Source organism: Sphingomonas limnosediminicola (genome assembly GCF_039537965.1).
Taxonomy (GTDB): Bacteria; Pseudomonadota; Alphaproteobacteria; order Sphingomonadales; family Sphingomonadaceae; genus Sphingomicrobium; species Sphingomicrobium limnosediminicola.
Genome location: NZ_BAABBM010000001.1, coordinates 61,704 through 83,934, shown reverse-complemented (window position 1 = coordinate 83,934; position 22,231 = coordinate 61,704). Strand labels below are relative to the sequence as shown.

At 62.6% G+C, this 22,231-nt stretch carries 13 protein-coding genes; 7 read left to right on the top strand and 6 right to left on the bottom strand.

Going from position 1 to position 22,231, the window contains the following annotated elements; genetic code table 11:
- Window positions 1–23 precede the first annotated feature (23 nt).
- On the top strand, window positions 24–2,495 hold the full coding sequence (gene galA, locus ABD704_RS00395) for a beta-galactosidase GalA (protein WP_344700441.1): 2,472 nt from the start codon (window positions 24–26) through the stop codon (window positions 2,493–2,495).
- Window positions 2,492–3,625 (top strand): glycoside hydrolase family 53 protein, encoded by a 1,134-nt coding sequence (locus ABD704_RS00390; protein ID WP_344697717.1) that lies wholly within the window; start codon window positions 2,492–2,494, stop codon window positions 3,623–3,625. The genes galA and ABD704_RS00390 overlap by 4 nt, the downstream gene beginning before the upstream one ends.
- Window position 3,626: 1 nt before the next feature.
- Here ABD704_RS00390 and ABD704_RS00385 read toward each other — a convergent pair whose 3' ends face one another.
- Window positions 3,627–5,255: a sodium/sugar symporter gene (locus tag ABD704_RS00385; RefSeq protein WP_344697716.1), complete on the bottom strand. Its 1,629-nt coding sequence runs from the start codon at window positions 5,253–5,255 to the stop codon at window positions 3,627–3,629.
- Window positions 5,256–5,401: 146 nt separating this feature from the next.
- Here ABD704_RS00385 and ABD704_RS00380 point away from each other — a divergent pair, with 146 nt between their 5' ends.
- Window positions 5,402–6,907, top strand: a complete 1,506-nt coding sequence (locus ABD704_RS00380; protein ID WP_344697715.1) for an MFS transporter — start codon at window positions 5,402–5,404, stop codon at window positions 6,905–6,907.
- On the opposite strand, the gene ABD704_RS00375 is transcribed toward ABD704_RS00380, so the two are convergent.
- Window positions 6,904–8,979 (bottom strand): glycoside hydrolase family 97 protein, encoded by a 2,076-nt coding sequence (locus ABD704_RS00375; protein WP_344697714.1) that lies wholly within the window; start codon window positions 8,977–8,979, stop codon window positions 6,904–6,906. The genes ABD704_RS00380 and ABD704_RS00375 overlap by 4 nt on opposite strands.
- Window positions 8,980–9,247: 268 nt before the next feature.
- Between ABD704_RS00375 and ABD704_RS00370 the strand changes: the two genes are divergently transcribed.
- The 3 genes from ABD704_RS00370 to ABD704_RS00360 are packed head-to-tail and all read left to right on the top strand — an operon-like array spanning window position 9,248 to window position 15,141.
- Entirely contained in the window at window positions 9,248–10,465 is a 1,218-nt protein-coding gene (locus tag ABD704_RS00370) for an efflux RND transporter periplasmic adaptor subunit (protein WP_344697713.1), read from the top strand.
- A gap of 3 nt (window positions 10,466–10,468) precedes the next feature.
- Window positions 10,469–13,657 (top strand): efflux RND transporter permease subunit, encoded by a 3,189-nt coding sequence (locus ABD704_RS00365; protein WP_344697712.1) that lies wholly within the window; start codon window positions 10,469–10,471, stop codon window positions 13,655–13,657.
- A complete protein-coding gene (locus tag ABD704_RS00360) occupies window positions 13,654–15,141 on the top strand; it encodes an efflux transporter outer membrane subunit (protein WP_344697711.1) in 1,488 nt (495 codons plus the stop codon). The genes ABD704_RS00365 and ABD704_RS00360 overlap by 4 nt, the downstream gene beginning before the upstream one ends.
- Here the strand turns inward: ABD704_RS00360 and ABD704_RS00355 are convergent.
- From ABD704_RS00355 to ABD704_RS00340, 4 genes are read right to left on the bottom strand one after another with little or no spacing between them, the layout of a single operon-like run.
- Entirely contained in the window at window positions 15,087–16,070 is a 984-nt protein-coding gene (locus tag ABD704_RS00355; RefSeq protein WP_425565345.1) for a DUF2891 domain-containing protein, read from the bottom strand. The two genes, ABD704_RS00360 and ABD704_RS00355, sit on opposite strands and share 55 nt — an antisense overlap.
- Window positions 16,067–17,023 carry a DUF979 domain-containing protein gene (locus ABD704_RS00350; RefSeq protein WP_344697710.1) on the bottom strand — a complete coding sequence of 319 codons (957 nt, stop codon included), beginning with the start codon at window positions 17,021–17,023 and terminating at the stop codon, window positions 16,067–16,069. The genes ABD704_RS00355 and ABD704_RS00350 overlap by 4 nt, the downstream gene beginning before the upstream one ends.
- A complete protein-coding gene (locus ABD704_RS00345; RefSeq protein WP_344697708.1) occupies window positions 17,020–17,694 on the bottom strand; it encodes a DUF969 domain-containing protein in 675 nt (224 codons plus the stop codon). Before ABD704_RS00345 ends, ABD704_RS00350 begins: the two co-directional genes overlap by 4 nt.
- The gene (locus tag ABD704_RS00340) at window positions 17,691–21,176 is read right to left on the bottom strand and encodes a hydantoinase B/oxoprolinase family protein (protein WP_344697707.1); all 3,486 of its coding nucleotides are present in this window, start codon (window positions 21,174–21,176) and stop codon (window positions 17,691–17,693) included. The genes ABD704_RS00345 and ABD704_RS00340 overlap by 4 nt, the downstream gene beginning before the upstream one ends.
- 53 nt (window positions 21,177–21,229) lie before the next feature.
- On the opposite strand from ABD704_RS00340, the gene ABD704_RS00335 reads away from it, so the two are divergent.
- Window positions 21,230–22,228, top strand: a complete 999-nt coding sequence (locus ABD704_RS00335; RefSeq protein WP_344697706.1) for an NAD-dependent epimerase/dehydratase family protein — start codon at window positions 21,230–21,232, stop codon at window positions 22,226–22,228.
- The last annotated feature ends 3 nt before the right edge of the window (window positions 22,229–22,231 follow it).

The window sequence follows — 22,231 nt, the reverse complement described above, 5'->3', positions numbered from 1 at the left end:
CATGAATAGCGGAGTTCGTGCGTATGGAAGACGGCTTTACGCGGCGCGAAATGATCGGGGCGAGCGCTTTAGCGATGAGCCTCGCGTCGACGAGCCCGGCCATTGCGCGGACAACCGTGCTCTCTCCAAACCCGCGACGTCGCCAGCGGCTTGAGCAATGGCGCTTTCACTTCGGCCACGCGGCAGATATCGACAAGGACTTCGGCTTCGGGCGCGACCAGCGGACCTTCGCCAAAGCCGGCAACGCCACTGAAGGGGCGATGCCGAAGTTCGACGACAGCGGCTGGGCTGAAGTCATCGTACCGCATGATTGGGCAGTCGCCCTTCCCTTTGCGCAGCCGAAAACGCCGCCGCCGAAGGATCGTTCAGACTCAATGGCTGCGCATGGCTTCAAGGCTATCGGGCGCGAATTCCCTGAGAACAGCGTGGGCTGGTACCGCACGCCTATCGCCGTCACCGCTGCGGAAAAAGGCCGCCGCTTCTGGCTCGAGTTCGACGGGGTGTTCCGCGACTGCATCGTCTTCGTGAACGGCTACGCCGCCGGCCGGAACGAAAGCGGTTATGCTCCCTTCAGCGTCTTGATCGACGACTTTCTCGACTATGAAGGCGGCCCGAACGTCATCGCCGTCCGTGTTGACGCGACGCTCGGCGAAGGCTGGTTCTACGAAGGCGCGGGTATCTATCGCCACGTAGAGCTCGTCAGCGCGGATCCAATGCACATCCCGCATTGGGGAATCGTCGTGACCAGCAAAGTCACGGCCAAAGGTGCCGAAATCCGCGTCGGCATTGACGTCGCCAATACAACCGACGCGCCGGCAGAGGCTGGACTTCGCCTGACCTTGATTGGACCGAGGGGAAGCTTCACCACCATCGAAGATGCCTTGCCGATCAGTATTCCGGCGGGCGAGCGCCAGACAATCGAGCGCCGCACCCGCTTCCCGATCCCGATGCTTTGGTCGCTGGAGACGCCTGATCTGTATACCGTTCGCGCTGAATTGATTGGCGACAGACAAGTCATCGATAGTGCAGAAGCCCGCTTTGGTCTTCGCACTGCCACCTTCGACCCGGAATGCGGCTTCCTCCTTAACGGCAAGCCCGTGAAGCTTCTCGGCACCTGCAATCACCAGGATCATGCCGGCGTCGGCACCGGAATCCCCGACACGCTTCATCGCTGGCGCATCAAACAGCTTCAGCAGATGGGCTCCAACGCCTGGCGCAGCGCCCACAACCCACCCGCGACCGCGCTCCTCGACGCTTGCGACGAGACGGGCATGCTGATGATCGTCGAGCAACGCTACAACAGCTCCGACCCTGAAAGCCTGTCCCAGCTCGAACGGATCATCCGCCGCGACCGCAATCACCCAAGCGTCATCCTCTGGTCGCTCGGCAACGAAGAGCCGCATCAAGCGACGGAGCGCGGAGCGCGCATCAACGCCGAGTTGGCGCGGCATGTGAAGAAGCTGGATCCGACGCGGCCGACCACTTTCGCCATGGATCAGGGCTGGGACACGGGGATCGGCCGCGTCGTCGACGTGCTCGGCTTCAACTATCGAACCAACCAGATCGAGGCCTATCACGGCCGACGTCCCGAGCAGCCGGTCTACGGATCCGAGACTGGGAGCACGGTTTCCACGCGCGGCGAATATGAGACCGATCCGGCGCGACACATCGTACGCGCGTACGACACTGAGCATCCCTGGTGGGCGACCACGGCTGAGGAATGGTGGACGATCGTCGCCGAGCGGCCGTACATCGCCGGAGGCTTTGTCTGGACCGGGTTCGATTATCGTGGCGAGCCGACGCCCTACGCCGAGTTCCCAAGCATCAGCTCGCAGTTCGGCATCCTCGACACCTGCGGATTCCCCAAGGACAATTACTATTACTACCGCGCCTGTTGGCGACCAGACCAACCGCTCGTTCACCTTCTCCCACATTGGAATTGGGCCGGAAGGGAGGGCCGGCCGATCGAAGTCTGGACGCTCGGCAATACTGAAGAGGTCGAGCTAGTTTTAAATGGTCGCTCGCTTGAGAGACAGGCGATGCCGCGTAACCGTCACCTAGAATGGCGCGTCCCATACGCGCCGGGTCGTCTGGAGGCGATTGGGTACAATGGAGGTCGCCGCGTTGCCCAAGACGTCCGCCAAACAAGCGGTCCCGCACACGCCGTGCGTCTCACGCTTGCCCAGCGGTTAGCCACAAGCGGGGACGTGCTCATCGCCAACGCGCAGGTCGTTGATCGTCGCGGCCGGCCCGTGCCGACGGCCAGCAACCTTCTAAAATTCGCAGTTCAAGGCGGGCAGGTGATCGGAGTCGGGAACGGAAACCCGAATAGTATTGAGGCCGATGTTGCATCCGAACGACACGCCTTCAACGGGCTCGCGCAAGCTATCGTGAGAGTCGGCGCCGCCGGCCTCGTCGACGTCTCGGTCGCGAGCGAGGGCTTGGGTGGATCAAGCATTAGAGCCGTTGCTGCCGCTTCAGGAGATCGCCGATGAATCGACGCATGCTCACGGGCCTGCTCGCGATAGCCGCCACTGCCGCACAGGCCGGTTCGCCCGTGGCGCCTCCTTCCGGTGGCCTCTATTTGGGCGCTGACCTATCGTACGTGAACGAAATGGAGGATTGCGGCGCTGTCTATCGCCTGCGCGGAAAACCCATCGACGCGTTCCGGCTGCTCAAGCGCGAAGGCGGCAACATCGTCCGCGTGCGCATCTGGAACAACGCGACCTGGACCCGGTACAGCAACTATGACGACATCCTAAAGACCATCCGCCGCGCCCATGAGGCAGGCATGCAGGTCCTGCTCGACTTCCACTACTCCGACGACTGGGCAGACGGCGGCAAGCAAATCGCGCCGGCTGCCTGGGCCAACCTCACTGTCGACCAGCAGGTGAAGGCGCTGCACGATTACACGCTCGCCACGTTGAGCAAGCTAGATGCCGATCATGGGATGCCGGAGATGGTCCAGATCGGTAACGAGACCAACCCCGAGATGCTCGGCGGCAAGGTTCCGGGCGACCCGATCAATTGGGCGCGCAATGCGCGGTTGCTGAATGCCGGCATTCAGGCAGTGCAAGAAGCCGGCCGCGCGGGTTCGATCGCGCCGCGGATCATGCTGCACATCGCCCAACCCGAGAATGTGGTGCGGTGGTTCGACGCAGCGACAAAGGCTGGCGTGACTGGCTACGACGTGATTGGCATCAGCTATTACAGCAAATGGTCAAAGTGGAACCTGGCACAGCTCAAGGACACGATCGCTGAAGCAAAGCGCCGCTACGGCAAGGACGTGATCGTCGTTGAAACGGGATATCCATTCACGCTCGAAGGCGCGGACACGGCGACCAACCTGCTCGGCACCGACGCACTAGTTGCGGGCTTTCCTGCCACGCCAGAGGGCCAGCACAAGTTCATGATCGACCTGACCCAGTTGACGATCGACGCCGGCGGCATCGGTGTCGTCTACTGGGAGCCGTATTGGGTCTCGACCCGCTGCGGGACGCGCTGGGGCAAAGGCTCAGACTGGGAAAACGCGACCTGGTTCGATTACCGAAAGCGCGATGCGCTTCCGGTTTTCGAATGGCTGCGCCACAAGTATCGACGTGCCCCGAAGGGCGAACGCGGCTAGCTCACCACCACGTCGCGTAGAGCGCGATCAGGATCAGGATCACGCCAAGCGCGCCAGCATTAAAGCCGGTGCTCGTCTTGTAGCGGACGTTCGCCGTGTCGATCGTGTCGACGCCCGGACGCGGCCGCGTTGCCAGGCTGACGACGACTGCGAGTGCGAGTGACACCAGGAACACGATGCCCATGCGGTTGATGAACGGCGTCAGATAGTCGTTCACGCCTTGCGAGAGGGCGCCTGACGGCAGCGTATACTTCATGACCGTCGACAGCAGCACCGATGTCACGGCCGCAACGATCGCGCCGGCCTCCGTCGCGCGCTTCCAGAAGAGGCCGAGCAGGAAGATCACGGTAATGCCCGGCGTGAAGAAGCCGCTGAACTCCTGGATGAACTGGAACGCCTGTTCGGAGCTTCCGACCAGGGGTTTGGCGAGGAGGATGGCGATGATGATGGCGACGATCGCGGTTATGCGCCCGACCAGCACCAAATGCTTTTCCTCGCCGACGCTCTCGCCCGTGTCGTCCTCCGCCTTGGTCTTCTCGCCGCGGAACTTGGCGTAAAGGTCGAGGGTGAAGATGGTAGCGATCGAATTGATCTTGGATGCGGTCGACGCGATGATCGCCGCGACCAGCGCCGCGAACACCAGGCCGAGCAGGCCCCTCGGGAGCATCTGCATCATCATGGGATAGGCTTCGTCGGGCTTGGTCAGGCCCGGCGCCAAAACCACCGCCGCAATGCCTGGAAGCACGATGATCACCGGCATGAGCAGCTTGAGGAAGGCAGCGAAGATTACGCCGCGCTGCGCTTCGTCGAGGTTCTTCGCCGCAAGCGCGCGCTGGATAATGTATTGGTTGAAACCCCAGTAAGCGATGTTCGCGATCCACATGCCGCCGACGAGCACGCTGAGCCCCGGCAAATCGATGTAGTGCGGGTCGCCTTTCTGCAGAATCATGTGGAAGTGATCCGGCGCCGTCGTCACGAGTTGATGAAAACCGTTGAACAGGTCGCCGCCGCCGATCTTCGTCAGCGTCAGGAAAGCGACAATCAGCCCGCCGAGCACAAGCAGGGTCACCTGCACGATGTCTGTCAGTGCCACGGCCTTCAGGCCCCCACGAATTTGGTAAAGGAGCGCGAAGGCGCCGAGGATGACCAAAGCAACGCTCTGGTCGATTCCCGCGACTTTATTCACCGCGATCGACCCCAGCCAGATGATCGAGGTCAGGTTCACGAACACGTAAAGCGCGAGCCAGAAGATCGCCATGATCACCGGCAGCACCTTGCCATACCGCCGCTCGAGGAACTGCGGCATCGTGTAGATGTGGTTCTTGAGGAAGATCGGCAGGAAGAACTTGCCGACGATCAACAACGTCAGCGCCGCCATCCATTCGTAGGAAGCAATGGCCAGCCCGATCGCGTAGCCGGATCCGGACATGCCGACGATCTGCTCGGCCGAAATGTTCGCCGCGATCAGCGATGCGCCAATCGCCCACCACGGCAGGTTTTTTGACGCCAGGAAGTAGTCGGAAGTATCCTTCTGGTGCCCGGCCTTCTCCCGGCTGACCCACTGCGCCAGGCTGAAGATGCCGATCGCGTAAGCGATGACCACAATGATATCGAGGTTCGAAAGCCTCATGCCGGTTTCCCCTCCAGGCGTGAGCGGCGAAACTTAGCCGCTCATCCGCGTCTGTCTATGGCTTTGCGTATTCGTATGCGCTGCACTGCAACAGCAATTGTGCCCTGCCCGCCCGCGTGCCAGCTAGGCGGCGGGGAGATTCTTGAATGGACAGCGTGACGACGACGGAGAAGCCGCGGCAATCGCTCGCTGGCCTGTGGAATATTTCATTCGGCTTCTTCGGAATCCAGGTCGGCTTCGCGCTTCAAAACGCGAACATGAGCCGGATATTCCAGTCGCTCGGGTCTAGCGTCGACGACCTTCCGGCGCTGTGGATCGCGGCCCCGCTGACGGGTTTGCTGGTGCAGCCGATCGTCGGCCATCTCTCCGACCGTACGTGGCTGGGCAGGCTCGGGCGGCGGCGACCCTACTTTATTGCGGGCGCGCTCCTTGCTGCCTTGTCGCTGCTGCTAATGCCCCTTTCGAACCAGCTGCTGATGGCGGCTGTCCTGCTGTGGACGCTCGACGCCAGTCTCAACATTTCGATGGAGCCATTCCGAGCTTTCGTCGGCGATATGCTGCGAAAGGACCAACATACCGCCGGGTACGCCGTGCAGACCGCCTTCATCGGCGCGGGCGCGGTGCTAGGCTCGATCTTCCCCTACGTGCTCGAGCACTTAGGAGTATCGAACGACGCGCTTGGGAACGGCATTCCCGACACCGTCCGCTTCAGCTTCTGGTTCGGCGGTATTGCACTGTTCGCGGCAGTACTTTGGACCGTTCTGAGCACCCGCGAATATTCACCCGAAGAAATGGCGGGGTTCGGTGACGCCGCCGATCATGCCGGCGCCGATCAAACCATCCGCAAGCTTGCGAACCGCAGTTTTGGGTCGAGCGTCCTGTGGATCGCACTTGGGCTTTGCATTTTGTTCGCGGTTCGAAACTTCGGTCTCGAGAAAGAAGTTTACCTGCTCGGCGGACTTCTCGTCGCATACGGCGTTGCGACCGGGGTGGGCATCGAGCTCGCCAGGCGCGGCCGCTCGAGCAACATGCTTGCCAATATCGTCGGTGATTTTTCCGGCATGCCAGCGATCATGAAACGGCTCGCGTTGGTGCAGTTCTTCAGCTGGTCGGCGCTCTTCATCATGTGGATTGACACCACGCCGGTCGTCGCCCGCAACTTCTACGGCTCGCCCGACCCGGCGAGCGCGGGGTATCAGGACGCAGGCAACTGGGTCGGCGTGCTGTTTGCCGTGTACAACGGCGTCGCGGCCGTCGCAGCGCTGGCTCTGCTCCCTTGGCTAGCGCGAAGCATCGGGAAGTCCCGCACGCACATGCTGTGCCTCCTCGCTGGCGCTGCCGGCTATGCGAGCTTCTTCATCATCCATGATCCGAAGATGTTGGTGATCGCGGAAGTTGGCATTGGTATCGCATGGGCTTCGATCCTCGCGATGCCCTACGCGATCCTCGCGAGCAGCCTGCCGCAGCGGAAACTCGGCATCTACATGGGCCTGTTCAACGTCTTCGTCGTCGTGCCGCAGCTTCTGGTCGCGACCGTCATGGGCTCGATCATGAAGGCATTTTTTCCCGATCAGCCGATCTGGACGATGCTCGCCGCCGCGATTGTGATGACCGCCGCCGCGCTGGCGATGACGAGGGTGCGCGCCGACTAGCGGATCGGCACGAACCTGACCGCCGCGCCGCCGCCGGGCGCAAGCCGGAGCGCCAATCGATCGGCTGAGGTCACGGTGCGTTGCTCGACCACCATCGAACGGGGGTTGGTGCGATAGTCTGCGTCGTCGCCGTCGCGGTAGATTTCGGCGCGATAACGGCGTCCGGCGTCGAGGAAACTCAGCTGCACATCGCAGCGCCGTTCATTCTCGTCACCGACCGCGCCGATGAACCACACGGGCGATCCGCGGGTCTTACGGGCGAACACGGCAAGATCGCCGACCTCACCCGCTAGCATCCGCGTGTCGTCCCAATCGACCGCGACATCCTTGATGAACTGGAAGGCCTTCGGGTTGGCTTCGTAATTCTCCGGCAGATCCGCCGCCATCTGAATGGGCGAATAGATGGTGATGTAGAGCGCGAGTTGCTTGGCCAGCGTCGACAGGATCGGGGTGTTGCCCTTCCCCTTCAGGCTGACGATGCCCGGTGTGAAATCCATCGGGCCCGAAAGCATGCGCGTGAAGATGAGGTTCGCCTCATGCTCCGGCGGGTTCTTAGGTTCGCCCCAGGCATTATATTCCATGCCCCGCTCGCCCTCGCGCGAGACCCAGTTGGGATAGGTGCGGCGAAGGCCGGTGTCCTTGACCGGCTCATGCGGATCGACGGCGACCTGACGCTTCGCCGCCTCGGTCACGACCTTCAAATGGTGGTTCACCATCACTTGGCCCTGGTGCCACTCGAAGTGGATCTTGCCATCGGTGCCGAGCGCCTGGATCCCGCCAGCATCGGCGACATAACCGGTCTTCACCGCATGGATGCCGAGTCGCTGATAGAGATCGAGCGCGCCATCGAGCTGCTTTTCATAATTGGCGGTGTTGCCGGCCGTCTCGTGGTGCCCGATCAGCCCAACGCCCTTCGACTTCGCGTAGCGCGCGAGGGCCGGTAGGTCGAAGTCCGGATAAGGCTGCGTGAAGCTGAAATCCCAGCCCCAGGCGAACCAGTCGTTGTCGCCTACCTTGTCCCATCCCTTATTCCAGCCTTCGACCAGCACGCCGCCGAAACCATTCTTGGCCGCAAAATCGATCATCCGCTTGGTGTTGGCGGTCGTCGCGCCGTGCCGCGGCCCCGATTCCCACGTGTTCTTGTCGAGATGCATCTGCCACCAGATGCCGACATACTTCATCGGTTTCACCCAGCTGACATCGCCGAGCTTGTTCGGGTCGTTGAGGTTGAGGATGATCTGCGCTGACTTGTAGAGCGCAGGCGCATCGGGAGCGATCATGATCACCCGCCACGGCGTCGCCAGCGGCAAGTCGCGGCTCACCTTTGCGCCCGTCGAGGAGGGCATCAGGTCCGCCTTGAGCACCCTGCCCTGCACCCGCCGCAAATCCATGCCGGAATAATCGACCAGCGCGGCTTCATGAAACGACAAGTGCAGCCCGCTAGCCGTCCGCACGGTCAGCGGCGTCTGCGCAGTTCCGATCTCCTCAATCGGAGTTTTGCGGATAAGGTATTCCTCGCGGTTCCACTCGAGCGCTTCGTCCCACCAGGCCTTGCCCGGCTCAGCAACGTTGAACTCGGTCAGCTCGTCGGCGACGTTCGCGTGAGACCAATTCGGGCCGCTCGGAAGCTCGTAGCGGAAGCCGACACCGTCATCGAACACGCGGAACACGACGGTCATTCGCCGATGCATCCACTTCTGCTCGTCGAAGCTGACCGTCAGCTCGTTGTAGTGGTTGCGGATGTTCCGGTATTCGCCCCAAGGCTCTTCCCAGGTCTCGTCGAAGCTGCGTGCGGACTGGCCTGCGAACTTGAAGTTCCGGAGCATCTGCGGGGCGTCTGTGAACAGGAAGCCCAGCCGGCTTTCATCGATTACCAGTTTGCCCTGCCGCGAGACGATGTAGCCAACGCGCCCGTCCGGACTGACCGTCACGTCAACGTGAAGGACGCGAGACGGCGAGACGGCGCTGGCGACGATCGTCGATCCGGAAGGCGTCTGCGCGACACCCTGTCCTGCGGCGGGAATGGCGGCGAATGTAAGAACGACGGCGGCAATCAGCCTGATTACGGACATTCCAGCTCCCCAGCACGCAATGCGATTCGGTTCTACGTATCGCTTCAATGCGGCTTCGGCGACTGCCATTTGGAAGTGGTTCAGAATGCCGGAAGGGGAAATATTCGCCGCCGAAACTTCTTAAGCATTCGTCGGTTGAGAACGGCCGTTAGTCGATCAGTTGCGTAACCATACTGATCCGTCTTCTAGCGGCACCCCTCCCATGATTGGTTACGAACACGCTCCTATCTCTTGCAATTGCAACATCAACCGGGAAGGGCCTCGCCCGGTGAGGAGCAGGATTCGCCAGGCCGCAATCATCTCCGCTGGCGCGCTCTTGCTCGTGGGGTGCGGCGGTTCCAAAGAATCTGGAGTCACCGGCGGGCGTGGCGGCGGTCCCAAAGGTCCCATCACCGTCGGCTTCGTCGTCGTCCAGCAGGGCAGCGCGCCGATCGTGCAGGACTTGCCCGCCCGCGTCTCCGCCTTCCAAACCTCCGAGGTCCGGCCGCAGGTCAGCGGCGTCATCCTCCGTCGCCTCTTCCGCGAGGGTTCGGTCGTCCAGCAAGGCCAGACGCTCTATCAGATAGACCCAAGTGTCTATAATGCTCAGGCCGCGCAGGCTAAGGCGAATTTACAGGCAGCGCGTGCCCAGGCCGAAGCCGCCCGCACCCTGGCCTCGCGCTACAAGCCGTTGGTCCAGCAGCAGGCGATCTCGAAGCAGGACTACACCAATGCCGTTGCGCAGGCGCGGCAGGCTGACGCCTCGGTAGCGCAGAACAATGCGAGCGTCCGAAGTGCGCAGATCAATCTGCGCTTTACCCGCGTGCCGGCACCCATCACGGGCCGGATCAGCCTGTCGAATGTGACCGAAGGCGCGCTTGTGACAGCCAACCAGACAGACGCGCTCGCGACTATAACTCGGCTCGACCCAGTGTTCGTCGACATCCAGGAATCCGCGGCCGATCTTCTCACGCTCCGCCAGTCTCTCGCGCAGGGCGGTGCGACGCCGACGACGGCGCAGGTGCGCATCAAGCTGCCGGACGGCTCCTATTACGCGTACACCGGTTCGGTCGAGTTCAGCCAGGTGATCGTCGATCAGACCACCGGCACCGTCACCATCCGCGCCCGCTTTCCGAACCCGCAGTCGCTGCTCCTGCCCGGCATGTTCGTAAGCGCCCGATTCGCGCAGGCCATCGATACCTCGGCCTTCCTCGTTCCTCAGTCGGCCGTAACGCGCGACCCAAAGGGCAACGCCACTTTGTGGGTGGTCGGGCCTGGCAATCGCGCCGTCCAGCGCGTCATCGTCGCCGAGCGCACGCAAGGTACCTACTGGGTCGTGACGCAGGGTTTGGCACCCGGAGAGAAGGTCATCACGCAGGGCACGGCGAACCTTCGCGACGGCGCGGAGATCAAGCCCGTGCCGGCCAGCTCCCCCCAACGCGTAAAGGCACCACCGGCCGGCGCAGGGGCTGGAGGCGTCCCCGCCGGTTCGCGCCGGTCCGGCTAGCGCATGTCGAAGATCTTCATCGATCGCCCGATCTTCGCATGGGTGATCGCGATCATCATCATGTTGATGGGGATCGGCGCCATTACCTTGCTGCCGGTAGCGCAATATCCGGACGTCGCGCCCACGCAGATCAACGTCCGCGCGACCTATCCCGGCGCATCGGCCGCTACGCTGGAAGGCAGCGTCACGCAGGTGCTCGAGAGGCAGCTGACCGGCATCGATGGCCTGCTCTATTTCCAGTCATCGTCAACTGCGCGCGGCCAGGTGAGCATCTCCGCCGTGTTCCAGAAAGGCGTCGATCCCGACATCGCGCAAGTCCAGGTACAGAATAAGATTCAACAGGCGATTTCCCGCCTCCCGACCCCGGTTCAGCAACAGGGCGTCACGGTCACCAAGGGGGCGCCGGACCTTCTGCTGATTGTCGGCATCTATGACGAGACCGACAAGAGCACGAACTTCGACGTCTCCGACTGGCTCACAACCAACATGCAGGACGAGCTGTCGCGCGTCCCAGGCGTCGGCGACGTCAACGTCTTCGGCTCCTCCTACGCAATGCGCATCTGGCTCGATCCGCATAAGCTGTCGAGCTTCAACCTAATGCCCGGTGACGTGGTCACCGCAATCGCCAACCAGAACACCGAAGTCGCGGCCGGCGAAATCGGCGGACTGCCACAGCCTCAGGGCCAACTGCTCAACGCCACCGTCACGGCTCAATCCCGTCTCCAGACGCCTGAGCAGTTCCGGAATATCATAGTGAAGGGTGAGCCGAGCGGCGCGAGAGTGCTGCTAAGCGACGTAGGGCGCGTCGAGCTGGGCGCGGACAATTATTCCGCGACCATCCGCGCCAACGGCCACCCAGGCGCTGGCATCGGCATCTCGCTGGAGCCGGGTGCGAACGCGCTCCGCACCGCCAACCTCGTCAAGGCGAAGGTCGAGGAAATCGCCCCGCGAATGCCGCAGGGCTACAATTACGCCTACGCCAACGACACGACCAACTTCATCAAGCTGTCGATCTGGGAGGTCGTGAAGACGCTGTTCGAGGCGATCCTTCTGGTCGTCCTCGTAATGTTCGTCTTCCTGCAGAGCTGGCGGGCGACGATGATCCCCTTCATCGCCGTGCCGGTCGTGCTGCTTGGCACGTTCGGAATCCTCTACGCGCTCGGATTCTCGATCAACACGATGACCTTGTTCGGGCTCGTGCTGGCCACCGGACTGCTGGTCGATGACGCCATCGTCGTCGTCGAAAATGTCGAGCGGCTAATGGACGAAAACCCGGAGTACAGCCCGCGCGAGGCAACGATCAAATCGATGGAGCAGATCCAGATGGCGCTGGTCGCCATCGCGCTCGCTCTTTCGGCGGTGTTCCTGCCGATGGTATTCTTCGGCGGGTCGACCGGCGTCATCTACCGGCAGTTTGCGGCGACGATCGTCTCGGCAATGGGCCTGTCCGTGTTCATCGCCCTCACGCTCAGTCCGGCGATCGCAGCGAACCTCCTCAAGCGAAATCACGGCACTGTCGAAGAGAGTTGGCTGGGCCGAAGGGCGCCAAAGGTCGCGCACAGCGTCGAGCGCTCCCGCGTAAAATTCAACGAGGGCTTCGAAAAGCTCAACAACTGGTACGTCGGGTCGGTCACCACCGTAGTCAATCGCAAGTGGCTGTTTCTCGGCATTTACGGCGGTGTCGTCGTAATCCTGGCGCTGCTGTTCCTGCGGTTGCCGACGGGGTTCTTGCCGACAGAAGATCAGGGCGCGGCGCTTGTGCAATTCCGGCTTCCGGCCGGAGCGACACTGACCCGGACGCGCGAGGTTCAGCTCGCCGTGGAGAATTACTTCCTCAACGGGCCCGAGAAGCACAACGTCAAAACCTATTTCACCGTGGCTGGCGGCGGACAGGGCGCGGCCGGCCAGAATACGGGCCAGGCCTTCATTAACCTCGCTGACTACGAAAACCGCCACGGCAAGGACAACAGTGCCGACGCCATCGTGCAGCGTGCTTCCGGTGCGTTCCGCGGCCTTCGTGACGCGCAGGTATTCGCGCTCGTTCCGGGCGCGATCCGCGGCCTCGGCCAGTCGACTGGGTTCACGATGGAGATCCAAAACACGGGAAGCATGAGCAACGAGGAGTTTGCCGCTGCGCGCGACAAGCTGCTCAGTCAGGCGTCGGCCAACCCGAAACTGACTTCCGTCCGCCTTAGCGAGCTACCCGACGTCGCCAGCCTGAAGGTCGACATCAACCAGGAACGTGTTGCGTCACTTGGGCTGAGCGCCGGCGACGTCAACAATACCATCTCCACCGCCTGGGGCGGCCGCTACGTCAACGACTTTATCGATCGCGGACGGGTCAAGCGCGTTTACGTTCAGGGCGACGCACCCTTCCGCGCGGAGCCGAGCGACATCAATCAATGGTACGTCCGCAACAACCAAGGCGGCATGGTCCCGTTTGGGTCATTCGCGCAGACTTCGTGGATGACGACGCCGACCAGTCTGTCGCGCTTCCTCGGCTACCCATCTTACGAACTCTCAGGCCAGGGCGCTCCGGGCGTCAGCTCCGGCGACGCGATGAATATCATGGAGCAACTCGCTTCGCAGATCCCGGGTATCGACGTCGCCTGGGCCGGGCAGTCCTATCAGGAGCGGCTGTCCTCCGGCCAGGCGCCGATCCTCTACGGCGTTGCCTTGATCGTCGTCTTTCTTTGCCTTGCCGCCCTCTATGAGAGCTGGTCGATTCCGGTCGCCGTGCTGCTCGTCATCCCGCTCGGCCTGGTCGGCTCGATTTTCGCCGTGACGCTGCGCAGCATGCAGAATGACGTCTATCTGCAAGTAGGCCTGATCACGACGATGGGCCTGTCCGCAAAGAACGCAATCCTGATGGTCGAGTTCGCCGAGCGGGCCGAGCGAGAAGGCATGCGCGTGATCGATGCGGCAATGGAGGCTGCGCGTATCCGGCTCCGGCCGATCCTGATGACCAGCTTCGCGTTTATCTTCGGCTGTCTGCCGCTTGCGTTCGCCACCGGCGCCGGCGCCAATAGCCGCGCTGCCATTGGTACCGCAGTGGTAGGCGGAATGCTGACGGCGACGATCCTCGCCATCTTCTACATCCCGTTCTTCTTCGTACTCGTGCGGCGCGGCGTTCGCGACGGCATCAAGGCGGTTCGCGAGCGGCTGCGCGGTCGGAAGGAGGCCGAAGTATGAGGCGCTCCGTCGCATTTCTCGCGCTTCTGAGCACCGGGTGCGCGACAATGGAGCCGAAGCTCGGCCAGGCCGATCCGGCGATCCCAACATCATGGCCCGTCGGGAGCCCCTACCTCGCCCAATCCGAAGCCGCTCTCCCTGCGATCACCTACAAGCAGATTTTCACCGACGTTCGGCTTCAAACGCTGATTGCGCAGGCGCTGGTCAATAACCGCGACCTGATGGTGGCCGCGGCAAACATCGCTGAGGCTCGGGAACAGTACCGGATTCAGCGGGCACAGCAGTTTCCGCAGCTGAACGCGTCGGCTGGCGTAACGCCAACGATCACCCGGTCGAGCAGCGGATCCGGCTCAAGTTCTGGCGGTTCCAATGGCGTGACGGCCGATTATTCTCTCGGCCTTAGCGTGCCGAACTGGGAGATCGACCTGTTCGGTCGGCTTCGCTCCCTGACAAAGGCGCAATTCGAGCGATATCTGGCGACCGAGGCAGGAGCTCGCTCAACACGGCTGACGCTCGTTGCCGACATTGCCAATGCCTGGCTCGATTATGCGGCGGACTCGAGCCTGCTTCTGGTTTCCCAGCAAACGGTGAACACCGCCCAGCAAAGCGTTCGCCTGACCCGCATTCGCCTCGAAGGCGGAATCGCGCCGCGTACTGATCTTAGCCAAGCACAAGAGATACTGAGCCAGGCCCAAGCCAACCTTGCGCAACAGAAGACGCTCGTCGCGCAGGACATGAATGCGCTGCAATTGCTCGTCGGGGGACCCGTCGCTCCTGTCCTGCTTCCGGCCTCAATCGATCAAGCGGGCAAGACGATTGCCGAACTTCCCGCGGGCGTGAACTCCTACGTTCTCCTGAGGCGACCTGACGTCGTGCAGGCCGAGTATCAACTGCGCTCCGCCAACGCGAATATTGGCGCTGCACGCGCCGCACTCTTCCCAAAAATCACGCTGACCGGCGTCCTCGGGTTCGCAAGCTCGGCGCTGACCAGCCTGTTCACCGGTGGCGCGTTCGGCGGACAGGCCGGCGCCAACGCCACTTATGCGATCTTCCAGGCTGGGGCCGGCCGCGCCAACGTTCGTCTCACCGAAGCGCAGCGCAACGCGGCTCTCGCGACATACCAGCGTACCGTCCAGACCGCCTTCCGAGAGGTTTCCGACGCGCTCGCCAGGCATGGAACGATGGACGAGCAGATTGCGGCAACCGGCCGGCAACAGGCCGCGGCAGCCGACGTCCTGCAACTGACCGAAGCCCGCTACCGCGCCGGCATCGACAGCTTCCTCAACGTGCTTGACGCGCAGCGATCATATTATTCGGTTCAGCAGACCTATGTGGAGACGAAGCGAACGGCGGCGCAAAACCGCGTGACGCTCTACCAGACGCTTGGTGGCGACGCCCTGCTCCAGAACGCGCCGCTGTGCGACGTGACCTACGTCAGCAGGGCAAGCAGCGCGAAGCTCGCGAGCCAGTGCTCGCCCATGTAATCGCCTGACAGGTGCGGCATCGCGGCGGCCAGATGTTCGTCTGCTGCAGCCTCGGCAACCGATCGCTCAGTTGGCGGCAGCAGCGGCGCGATGCCCCGCCAGCACCACGCGCGGCTGAGGTTTAGCCCATCGAGATGCGCGATCTTGCCGTCGCTCCGGTCGCTGACGATCGCCGGCATGAACAAGGTCGCTGGCTCCCGAGCGCCGACCCTCGGCAGGAATTGCTCAAACCAGATCGGGAATAGCGACGGGTGCGTGCGAGCCATGCACAAGGCTTCCGTCAGTGCCGACGACAGGAACTCATCACCGCCCGGTTCCCAAGCCTGGCAGTCGCGATCTGCCCCGAACCAATGCCGCGTTCGATCCCGGATGGCCGACGCTAACCCGCGATCGAATGCATCCGCCCATTCAAGCGAGAGCACCAGTGCAAAGCAGGTGTTGAAATGCGTGCCGACGCGGATCGGATAGGTCAGGATCGAAAGATAAGCGCGCAGCCGTTCGGCAAACGCGGTCGCAAGCGGCTCAAGCGCCGAAGCCCAATCTTCGGAATGTCGAGTTGCCTCGAGATGCAGGTAAAGCAGCCAAGCCCAACCATAGGGCCGTTCGAAGCCACCGCTGAGCGGACGGTCGAGATAGGCGAGCTCGACCGCGACCTTGACTCGCGTGAACGTGTCATTCGCGAGTTTGGCGATCTGATCGGCCTCGTCGGTGTCGGGAAAGAGCCGCCGAAGCGTAAGTAGCATCCACCAGCCATGCACGCAGCTGTGCCAGTCCAAGCTGCCGAAAAAGAGAGGGTGGAGAGCGCGCGGCGGCTTCGCATCCTCGTCGCAAAGCAGTACGTGATCAAGCTTGTGCGGATATTCCTTCGCGACATGAGCGAGGGCAATGCCGGCCATGCTTGAGGCGGTCGAAGCGTCGAGGCCGGTCACAGATGGAACCCCGCGACGTAAAGGATCACGACGTTGGCGATCAGCAGGACGATCGCAGTCGGCGCCTGCGCCCTGATGACTCCGTACTGGTCTTTAAGCTCGAGCAGCGCCGCTGGGACGATGTTGAAGTTCGCCGCCATGGGGGTCATCAACGTCCCGCAAAATCCCGCAAGCATTCCCACAGCGCCGATCACGGCCGCATTGCCGCCGTCCTGATGGATCAGGATGGGCACACCGATTGCCGCAGCCATGACTGGGAATGCGGCGAAGGCGTTGCCCATGATCATCGTGAATACGACCATCCCGAGGGCGTAAAGAAGCACGGCGAGCAGAATGCTGCCGTGCGGGATTACGGCGCTGGCCATCGACCCGATGGTCGTGCCGACGCCGGCAGCCGCAAAGACTGCGCCGAGTGCTGCCAGCATCTGCGGCAGGACCACGGCCCATCCGATCGAGTCGATGAGCCGCCTTCCCTCTTCCACCGCAGCGAAGACGGGAGGTCTCAGCCAGACATAACAGACCGCCAAGGCGACGATGACGCCGACACCGAGCAGGACAAGCGTCACTGACTTTGGATCGATGAGGTTCAGGGCCTTCAGCGGCGTGTAATTGAACAGCAGGGTTCCGAGGAACGCCGTGAATGGGACCACCAGCGCCGGTAGGAATAGCTTGTTGCCGAGGCGCTCGGAGCAAGCCGAGCGCTCTTCCTTCCTCGTCGACTCGCCTGAGCCTCGGCCCAGAAGGTGCGTCCCTGCAATAGCCACCAGAGCAAGGACGAGGATGCCATTGCCGAAGTCCCCAAGGATGTCGCCGAACCAGAAACTGATCGCCAGCAGACCCCAGAAGGCAGCATTGCCGAACCGCTTCGGGTTTGATCGGTCGCGCGCGCTGAAGACGGACCAGGCGCCGAACACCGCGCCTACCAGCACATAGACCCAGTGAAGATTGATCACTTGGGCCCGCCCTTCAGCTTGCGGTCGAGCAACAGCAGTCTCGTGCCGTGAATGATGAAGGCGCAAATAGCCGTCGGAATTGCCCAAACCGAAAGCTGGAAAGGCGTCAGCTGAATGTCGAAACCCGCCAACGTTCCCTGGATCAGCAGGATCGACGCGATGGCCAGGAAGATGTCCTCGCCGAAGAAAAGCCCGACATTGTCGGTCGCCGCGGACATGGCCTTCACGCGTTCTTCTGTGGCTTCGTCGAGCTTGCCGTGCTGCTTCTCCGCCGCTGCGACGGCCATGGGCGCGACGAGTGGCCGAACCGTCTGCGCATGTCCCGCGACGGAGGTGAGGCCAAGGGCGGACAGGACCTGGCGCAGCCCGAGGTAGGCGATCAACAGGCGGCCGGTTGTCGCACCGCGCATTTCAGCAATGATCGTGCGCGCCCGCTGCTGCAGGCCATAGCGCTCCAGCAGGCCGATCACCGGCAGCACGATATAGATCAAGGTGACGTTGCGATTGTCGTTGAAGCCCTTGCCGAGCGTCCCGAGCACCCTCTCGAACGGCATGTGGCCGAGCAGGCCGGTAGCGATGGCGGCAACCGCCACCACAAGCAGTGGATTGAATCGCAGCGCGAAACCGACCACGACGACGGCAATGCCCAAGAGCGGCCAGTAATCGATCATTCGCCGCGACTCCCGAATCCGCCGCCGCCCGGCGTCTCGATGACGAAGTGGTCCCCAGGCTCGACATCTGCGGAGGCCGTCGCGCTCAGCATTTCGATATCGCCGTTGGTCCGCACCACCCAATTGCGGCCGGCCGCTGCGTCGGCACCGCCCGCGAGGCCGGACGGCGGAACGCGTCGACGATTGGCGAGAATGTTTGCGCGCATCGGTTCAAGGAACGTCACTTCTCGAATGATCCCGTCACCACCGCGATGAGCCCCCGCACCGCCCGATCCGCGCCGGATCGCGAATTGTTCCAGCCGAACGGGCAAGCGTGTCTCGAGAACCTCGGGATCGGTGAGCCGGCTGTTGGTCATGTGCGTCTGCACCGCGCTGGTACCGTCATGGTCTGGACCAGCGCCCGACCCGCCGGCAATCGTCTCGTAATATTGGTGGCGATCGTTGCCGAAGGTGAAGTTGTTCATGGTGCCCTGGCTCGGCGCGAGGCGTCCGGTCGCGGCGAACAATGCATCCGTCACGACCTGGCTCGTCTCGACATTCCCGGCGACGACGGCGGCCGGATACCTCGGATTCAACATCGACCCGTCCGGCACGATGAGCCGGACTGGCCGCAAGCATCCATCGTTCATCGGGATCGCATCGTCGATCAGCGTGCGCACGACATATAATGACGCGGCGCGCACGATTGAGAATGGTGCATTGAAGTTGTCGGGAAGCTGATCGCTGGTGCCGGTGAAATCAAAGGTCGCCGTCCGAGCCGCTTTGTCGACGCTGATCCGGACGCGGACATACGCGCCATTGTCCATTTCATAGTCGAACTCGCCATCGTCGAGCCGGTCGAGGAGGCGTCGCACCGACTCTTCGGCGTTGGCGAGAACGTGGTCCATGTAAGCCGCAACCACCTCCGATCCATACTCGCGTGCTGTCCGCGCCAAGACCTCGGCACCGCGTGAGCAGGCAGCGAGCTGCGCCTTCAAATCCGAGATGTTCCTGTCCGGACTGCGCGCAGGCCATTGGCCCGCCGTCAGGAGGGCCCGCATCTCGCGCTCGCGGAAATGGCCTTCATCGACCAGGAGAAGGTTGTCGATGAGGACTCCTTCCTCGTCGATGCTACGGCTGTCGGGCGGCATGGAGCCGGGCGTGATCCCGCCGATGTCCGCATGATGCCCGCGCGCCGCCACGAATGCTGACGGCGCCGCCTCGTCGCCGTAAAAAACCGGAACAATGACCGTAATGTCAGGCAGGTGTGTGCCGCCGCGATAGGGGTCGTTCAGAACATAGGCATCGCCGCGCCTGATCCCGCGCCCGTCTCGGCGTTCGCCTCGAGTGTCGAGAATGCGGCGGATGCTCTCTCCCATTGAGCCGAGATGCACAGGGATGTGCGGCGCGTTGGCGATCAACGCACCTTCGGCGTTGAAAATGGCGCAGGAAAAATCGAGGCGTTCCTTGATGTTCACGCTTGTCGCCGTCGCTTGCAGTGCGACGCCCATTTCTTCCGCGATTGCCATGAGCAGGTTGTTGAAGATCTCCAGCCTGACCGGATCGACTTCGGTGCCCATCGCTCTTTCACGCTTCGGCGGGACGGCGCGAGTAAGAACTAGCGTGCCGTCGGCCACGCGTTCGGCGCGCCAGCCGGGTTCGACGACGATGGTGCTCGTCGGATCGAAAATGAGCGAAGGGCCGTTCCAAGTTTCCCGAGCGCTTGCGGCGTCCTGCCCCATTTCCGGCAGTTCGGAACTAGCGATTGCCTCAGCGACCAAGGCATCGACGACGACCTCCGCATCTTCGTCGAAATAGCCGAAGCGTTGCTTGTGGAGATCCGCGAAGGCGGACCGCATCACCGTCGCATCGGCAATGTCGATCTCCAATGTCGTATCACTGCCCGCGGTCCGCAGTCGGGCCCTCCGTTTTGATTGAATGCGCTCCGCGTGAATGTCCTGATCCAGCAGCGTATCCGTCGCGGCCTGCTCGAGATCGGCGAGCGCCTTCGAAAAGTCGCTGCCGAGCGGCTGAAGCAGGCTCACCTCGCGAATAGCTTTCACATCCGCGATGCCAATCCCGAAGGCGGACAGGACGCCGGCAAGTGGATGAATGAGGATGCGCTCCATTCCGAGCGCGTCGGCGACCTTACAAGCGTGCTGACCGCCCGCCCCCCCGAAACAGGCCAGCGAATACAGACTTACGTCGTGGCCGCGCGCGATTGAGATCTTGCGGATGGCCGCGGCCATATTGTCCACGGCGATGTCGAGGAATCCCTCGGCGATCTCCGCATGGCTCTTCGAGCCGCCGAGCAAATCCGCAACTTCTTGCAGACGCTTTTCGGACATGGCGTGGTCCAGCGGCTGATCTCCGTTAGGCCCAAACACCTTTGGGAAATGCTCGGGATCGATTCGACCGAGAAACAGGTTGCAGTCAGTGACGGTAAGCGGCCCGCCGTTGCGATAACAGGCCGGACCAGGGTTCGCGCCCGCCGATTCCGGCCCGACCCGGAATCGCATGCCATCAAACCGGCAGATCGATCCACCCCCGGCCGCGACGGTATGAATCTGCATCATTGGGGCGCGGATGCGCACACCAGCGACCACGCTTTCGTCCGCCAGCTCGTACGACCCGGCGTAGTGCGAGACATCTGTGGATGTTCCGCCCATGTCGAAGCCGATGAGCCTGTCGCCGCCATGCGCCTTGCTTGCTGCGACCATGCCCACGACACCCCCGGCCGGGCCCGAAAGAATAGCGTCCTTGCCCCTGAACGCGCTCGCCTCGGCTAGCCCGCCGTTCGACTGCATGAAGTGAAGCCCGGTCTCCGCATCCAAACCGGCGGCGACGCGATCGATGTACCGCCGGAGCACAGGCGAAAGATAAGCATCGACCACAGTCGTATCGCCGCGCCCGATCAGCTTGATGAGCGGCGCGACCTCGTGGCTGACGGAGACCTGCGAAAAGCCGAGTTCCCGTGCGATCGCCGCGACTCGTGCCTCATGATCGGTGAACCGCCAGCCGTGCATGAGGATGATTGCAAGCGCATCAATCCCAGACGCCCGTACGCCTGCCAAGGCATTTCGGGTCTGCCCTTCATCCAGCTCGGCCAGCACGTCTCCATCGCCACCGACACGCTCGTTGATCTCGACCACCTGCTCGTACAGCATCGAAGGCAGAACGATATGCCGGGCAAAGATGTTTGGCCGCGCCTGATAGCCGATCCGCAGTGCGTCACCGAACCCTCGCGTGATCGCCAGTGCGACCCGCTCGCCCTTCCGCTCGAGCAGTGCATTCGTCGCAACCGTGGTGCCCATCCGCACCTCGGCGACCGAACCGCCTTCCTCCGCGAGCACCCGTCGAACCGCCTCGAGCGCCGCATCCTCATATTGGCCCGGATTCTCCGACAGCAGCTTCTCGACGCGCGTCCTTCCATCCGACGAGCGCGCAACGACATCGGTGAAGGTACCGCCACGGTCGATGGCGAAGGTCCAGCTGCGATTCACGCCTGCGCTCTAGGGCCTTTCTGCGCGCGGCTGCACCCCCTATGGGACGGGCCATGGCTGTTCTCGTCACCGGTGCTGCAGGTTTCATCGGCGCAACCACCTCGCGCGCACTTCTCGAACGCGGTGAAGAGGTCATCGGGATCGACAATCTCAATGACTATTACGATCCGTCGCTCAAGCAGGCGCGGCTGGACAACCTGGCGCGGCAATATGGCAACCGCTTCCGTTTCGAGCGCGTCGATTTCGCCGATGCCGACGCACTGAATAAGGTCGCGGACGCGCGTCCGATCGACCGGATCGTCCATCTCGGGGCGCAGGCTGGGGTTCGCTACAGTCTCGAAAATCCGCAAGCTTATGTGCAGTCCAACCTCGTCGGCCACTGCAACATGCTGGAGCTGGCGCGCTCCCTGCAGACCAAGCACATGGTCTACGCTTCCTCCTCGTCGGTCTACGGCGGAAACAAGGATCTACCATTCCGGGTCGAGGACCGCGTCGATCACCCGCTCTCACTCTATGCGGCCACGAAGAAGGCTGACGAACTGCTCAGCGAATCCTACGCGAACACCTACCGACTGCCTTTGACCGGTTTGCGGTTCTTCACCGTCTACGGTCCATGGGGCCGTCCAGACATGGCAATGTGGATCTTCACCAGGGCGCTGTTCGCGGGCCAGCCGGTGCCGCTTTTCAACCGCGGCGAGATGCGGCGGGACTTCACCTACGTTGACGACATCGTGCGCGGTGTAATCGCCTGCCTGGACGGCCCGCCCGCCGACGATGGATCGGAAAAAGCCGGCGGTAGCATTTCGCCACATGCACTCTACAACATCGGAAACAGCCGCAGCGAAGACCTTATGCGTGTCGTTCAGCTGCTGGAGGAAGCGACCGGGAAAACGGCGATCCTCGACCCCAAGCCGATGCAGATCGGCGACGTCAAAGACACTTTTGCCGACATCAGCGCCATCCAGCGCGACCACGGCTTTGCACCAACGACCAGTATCGACGAGGGCGTGCCGCGCTTCGTCGCCTGGTACCGCGATTATCACAGAGTCTGACGC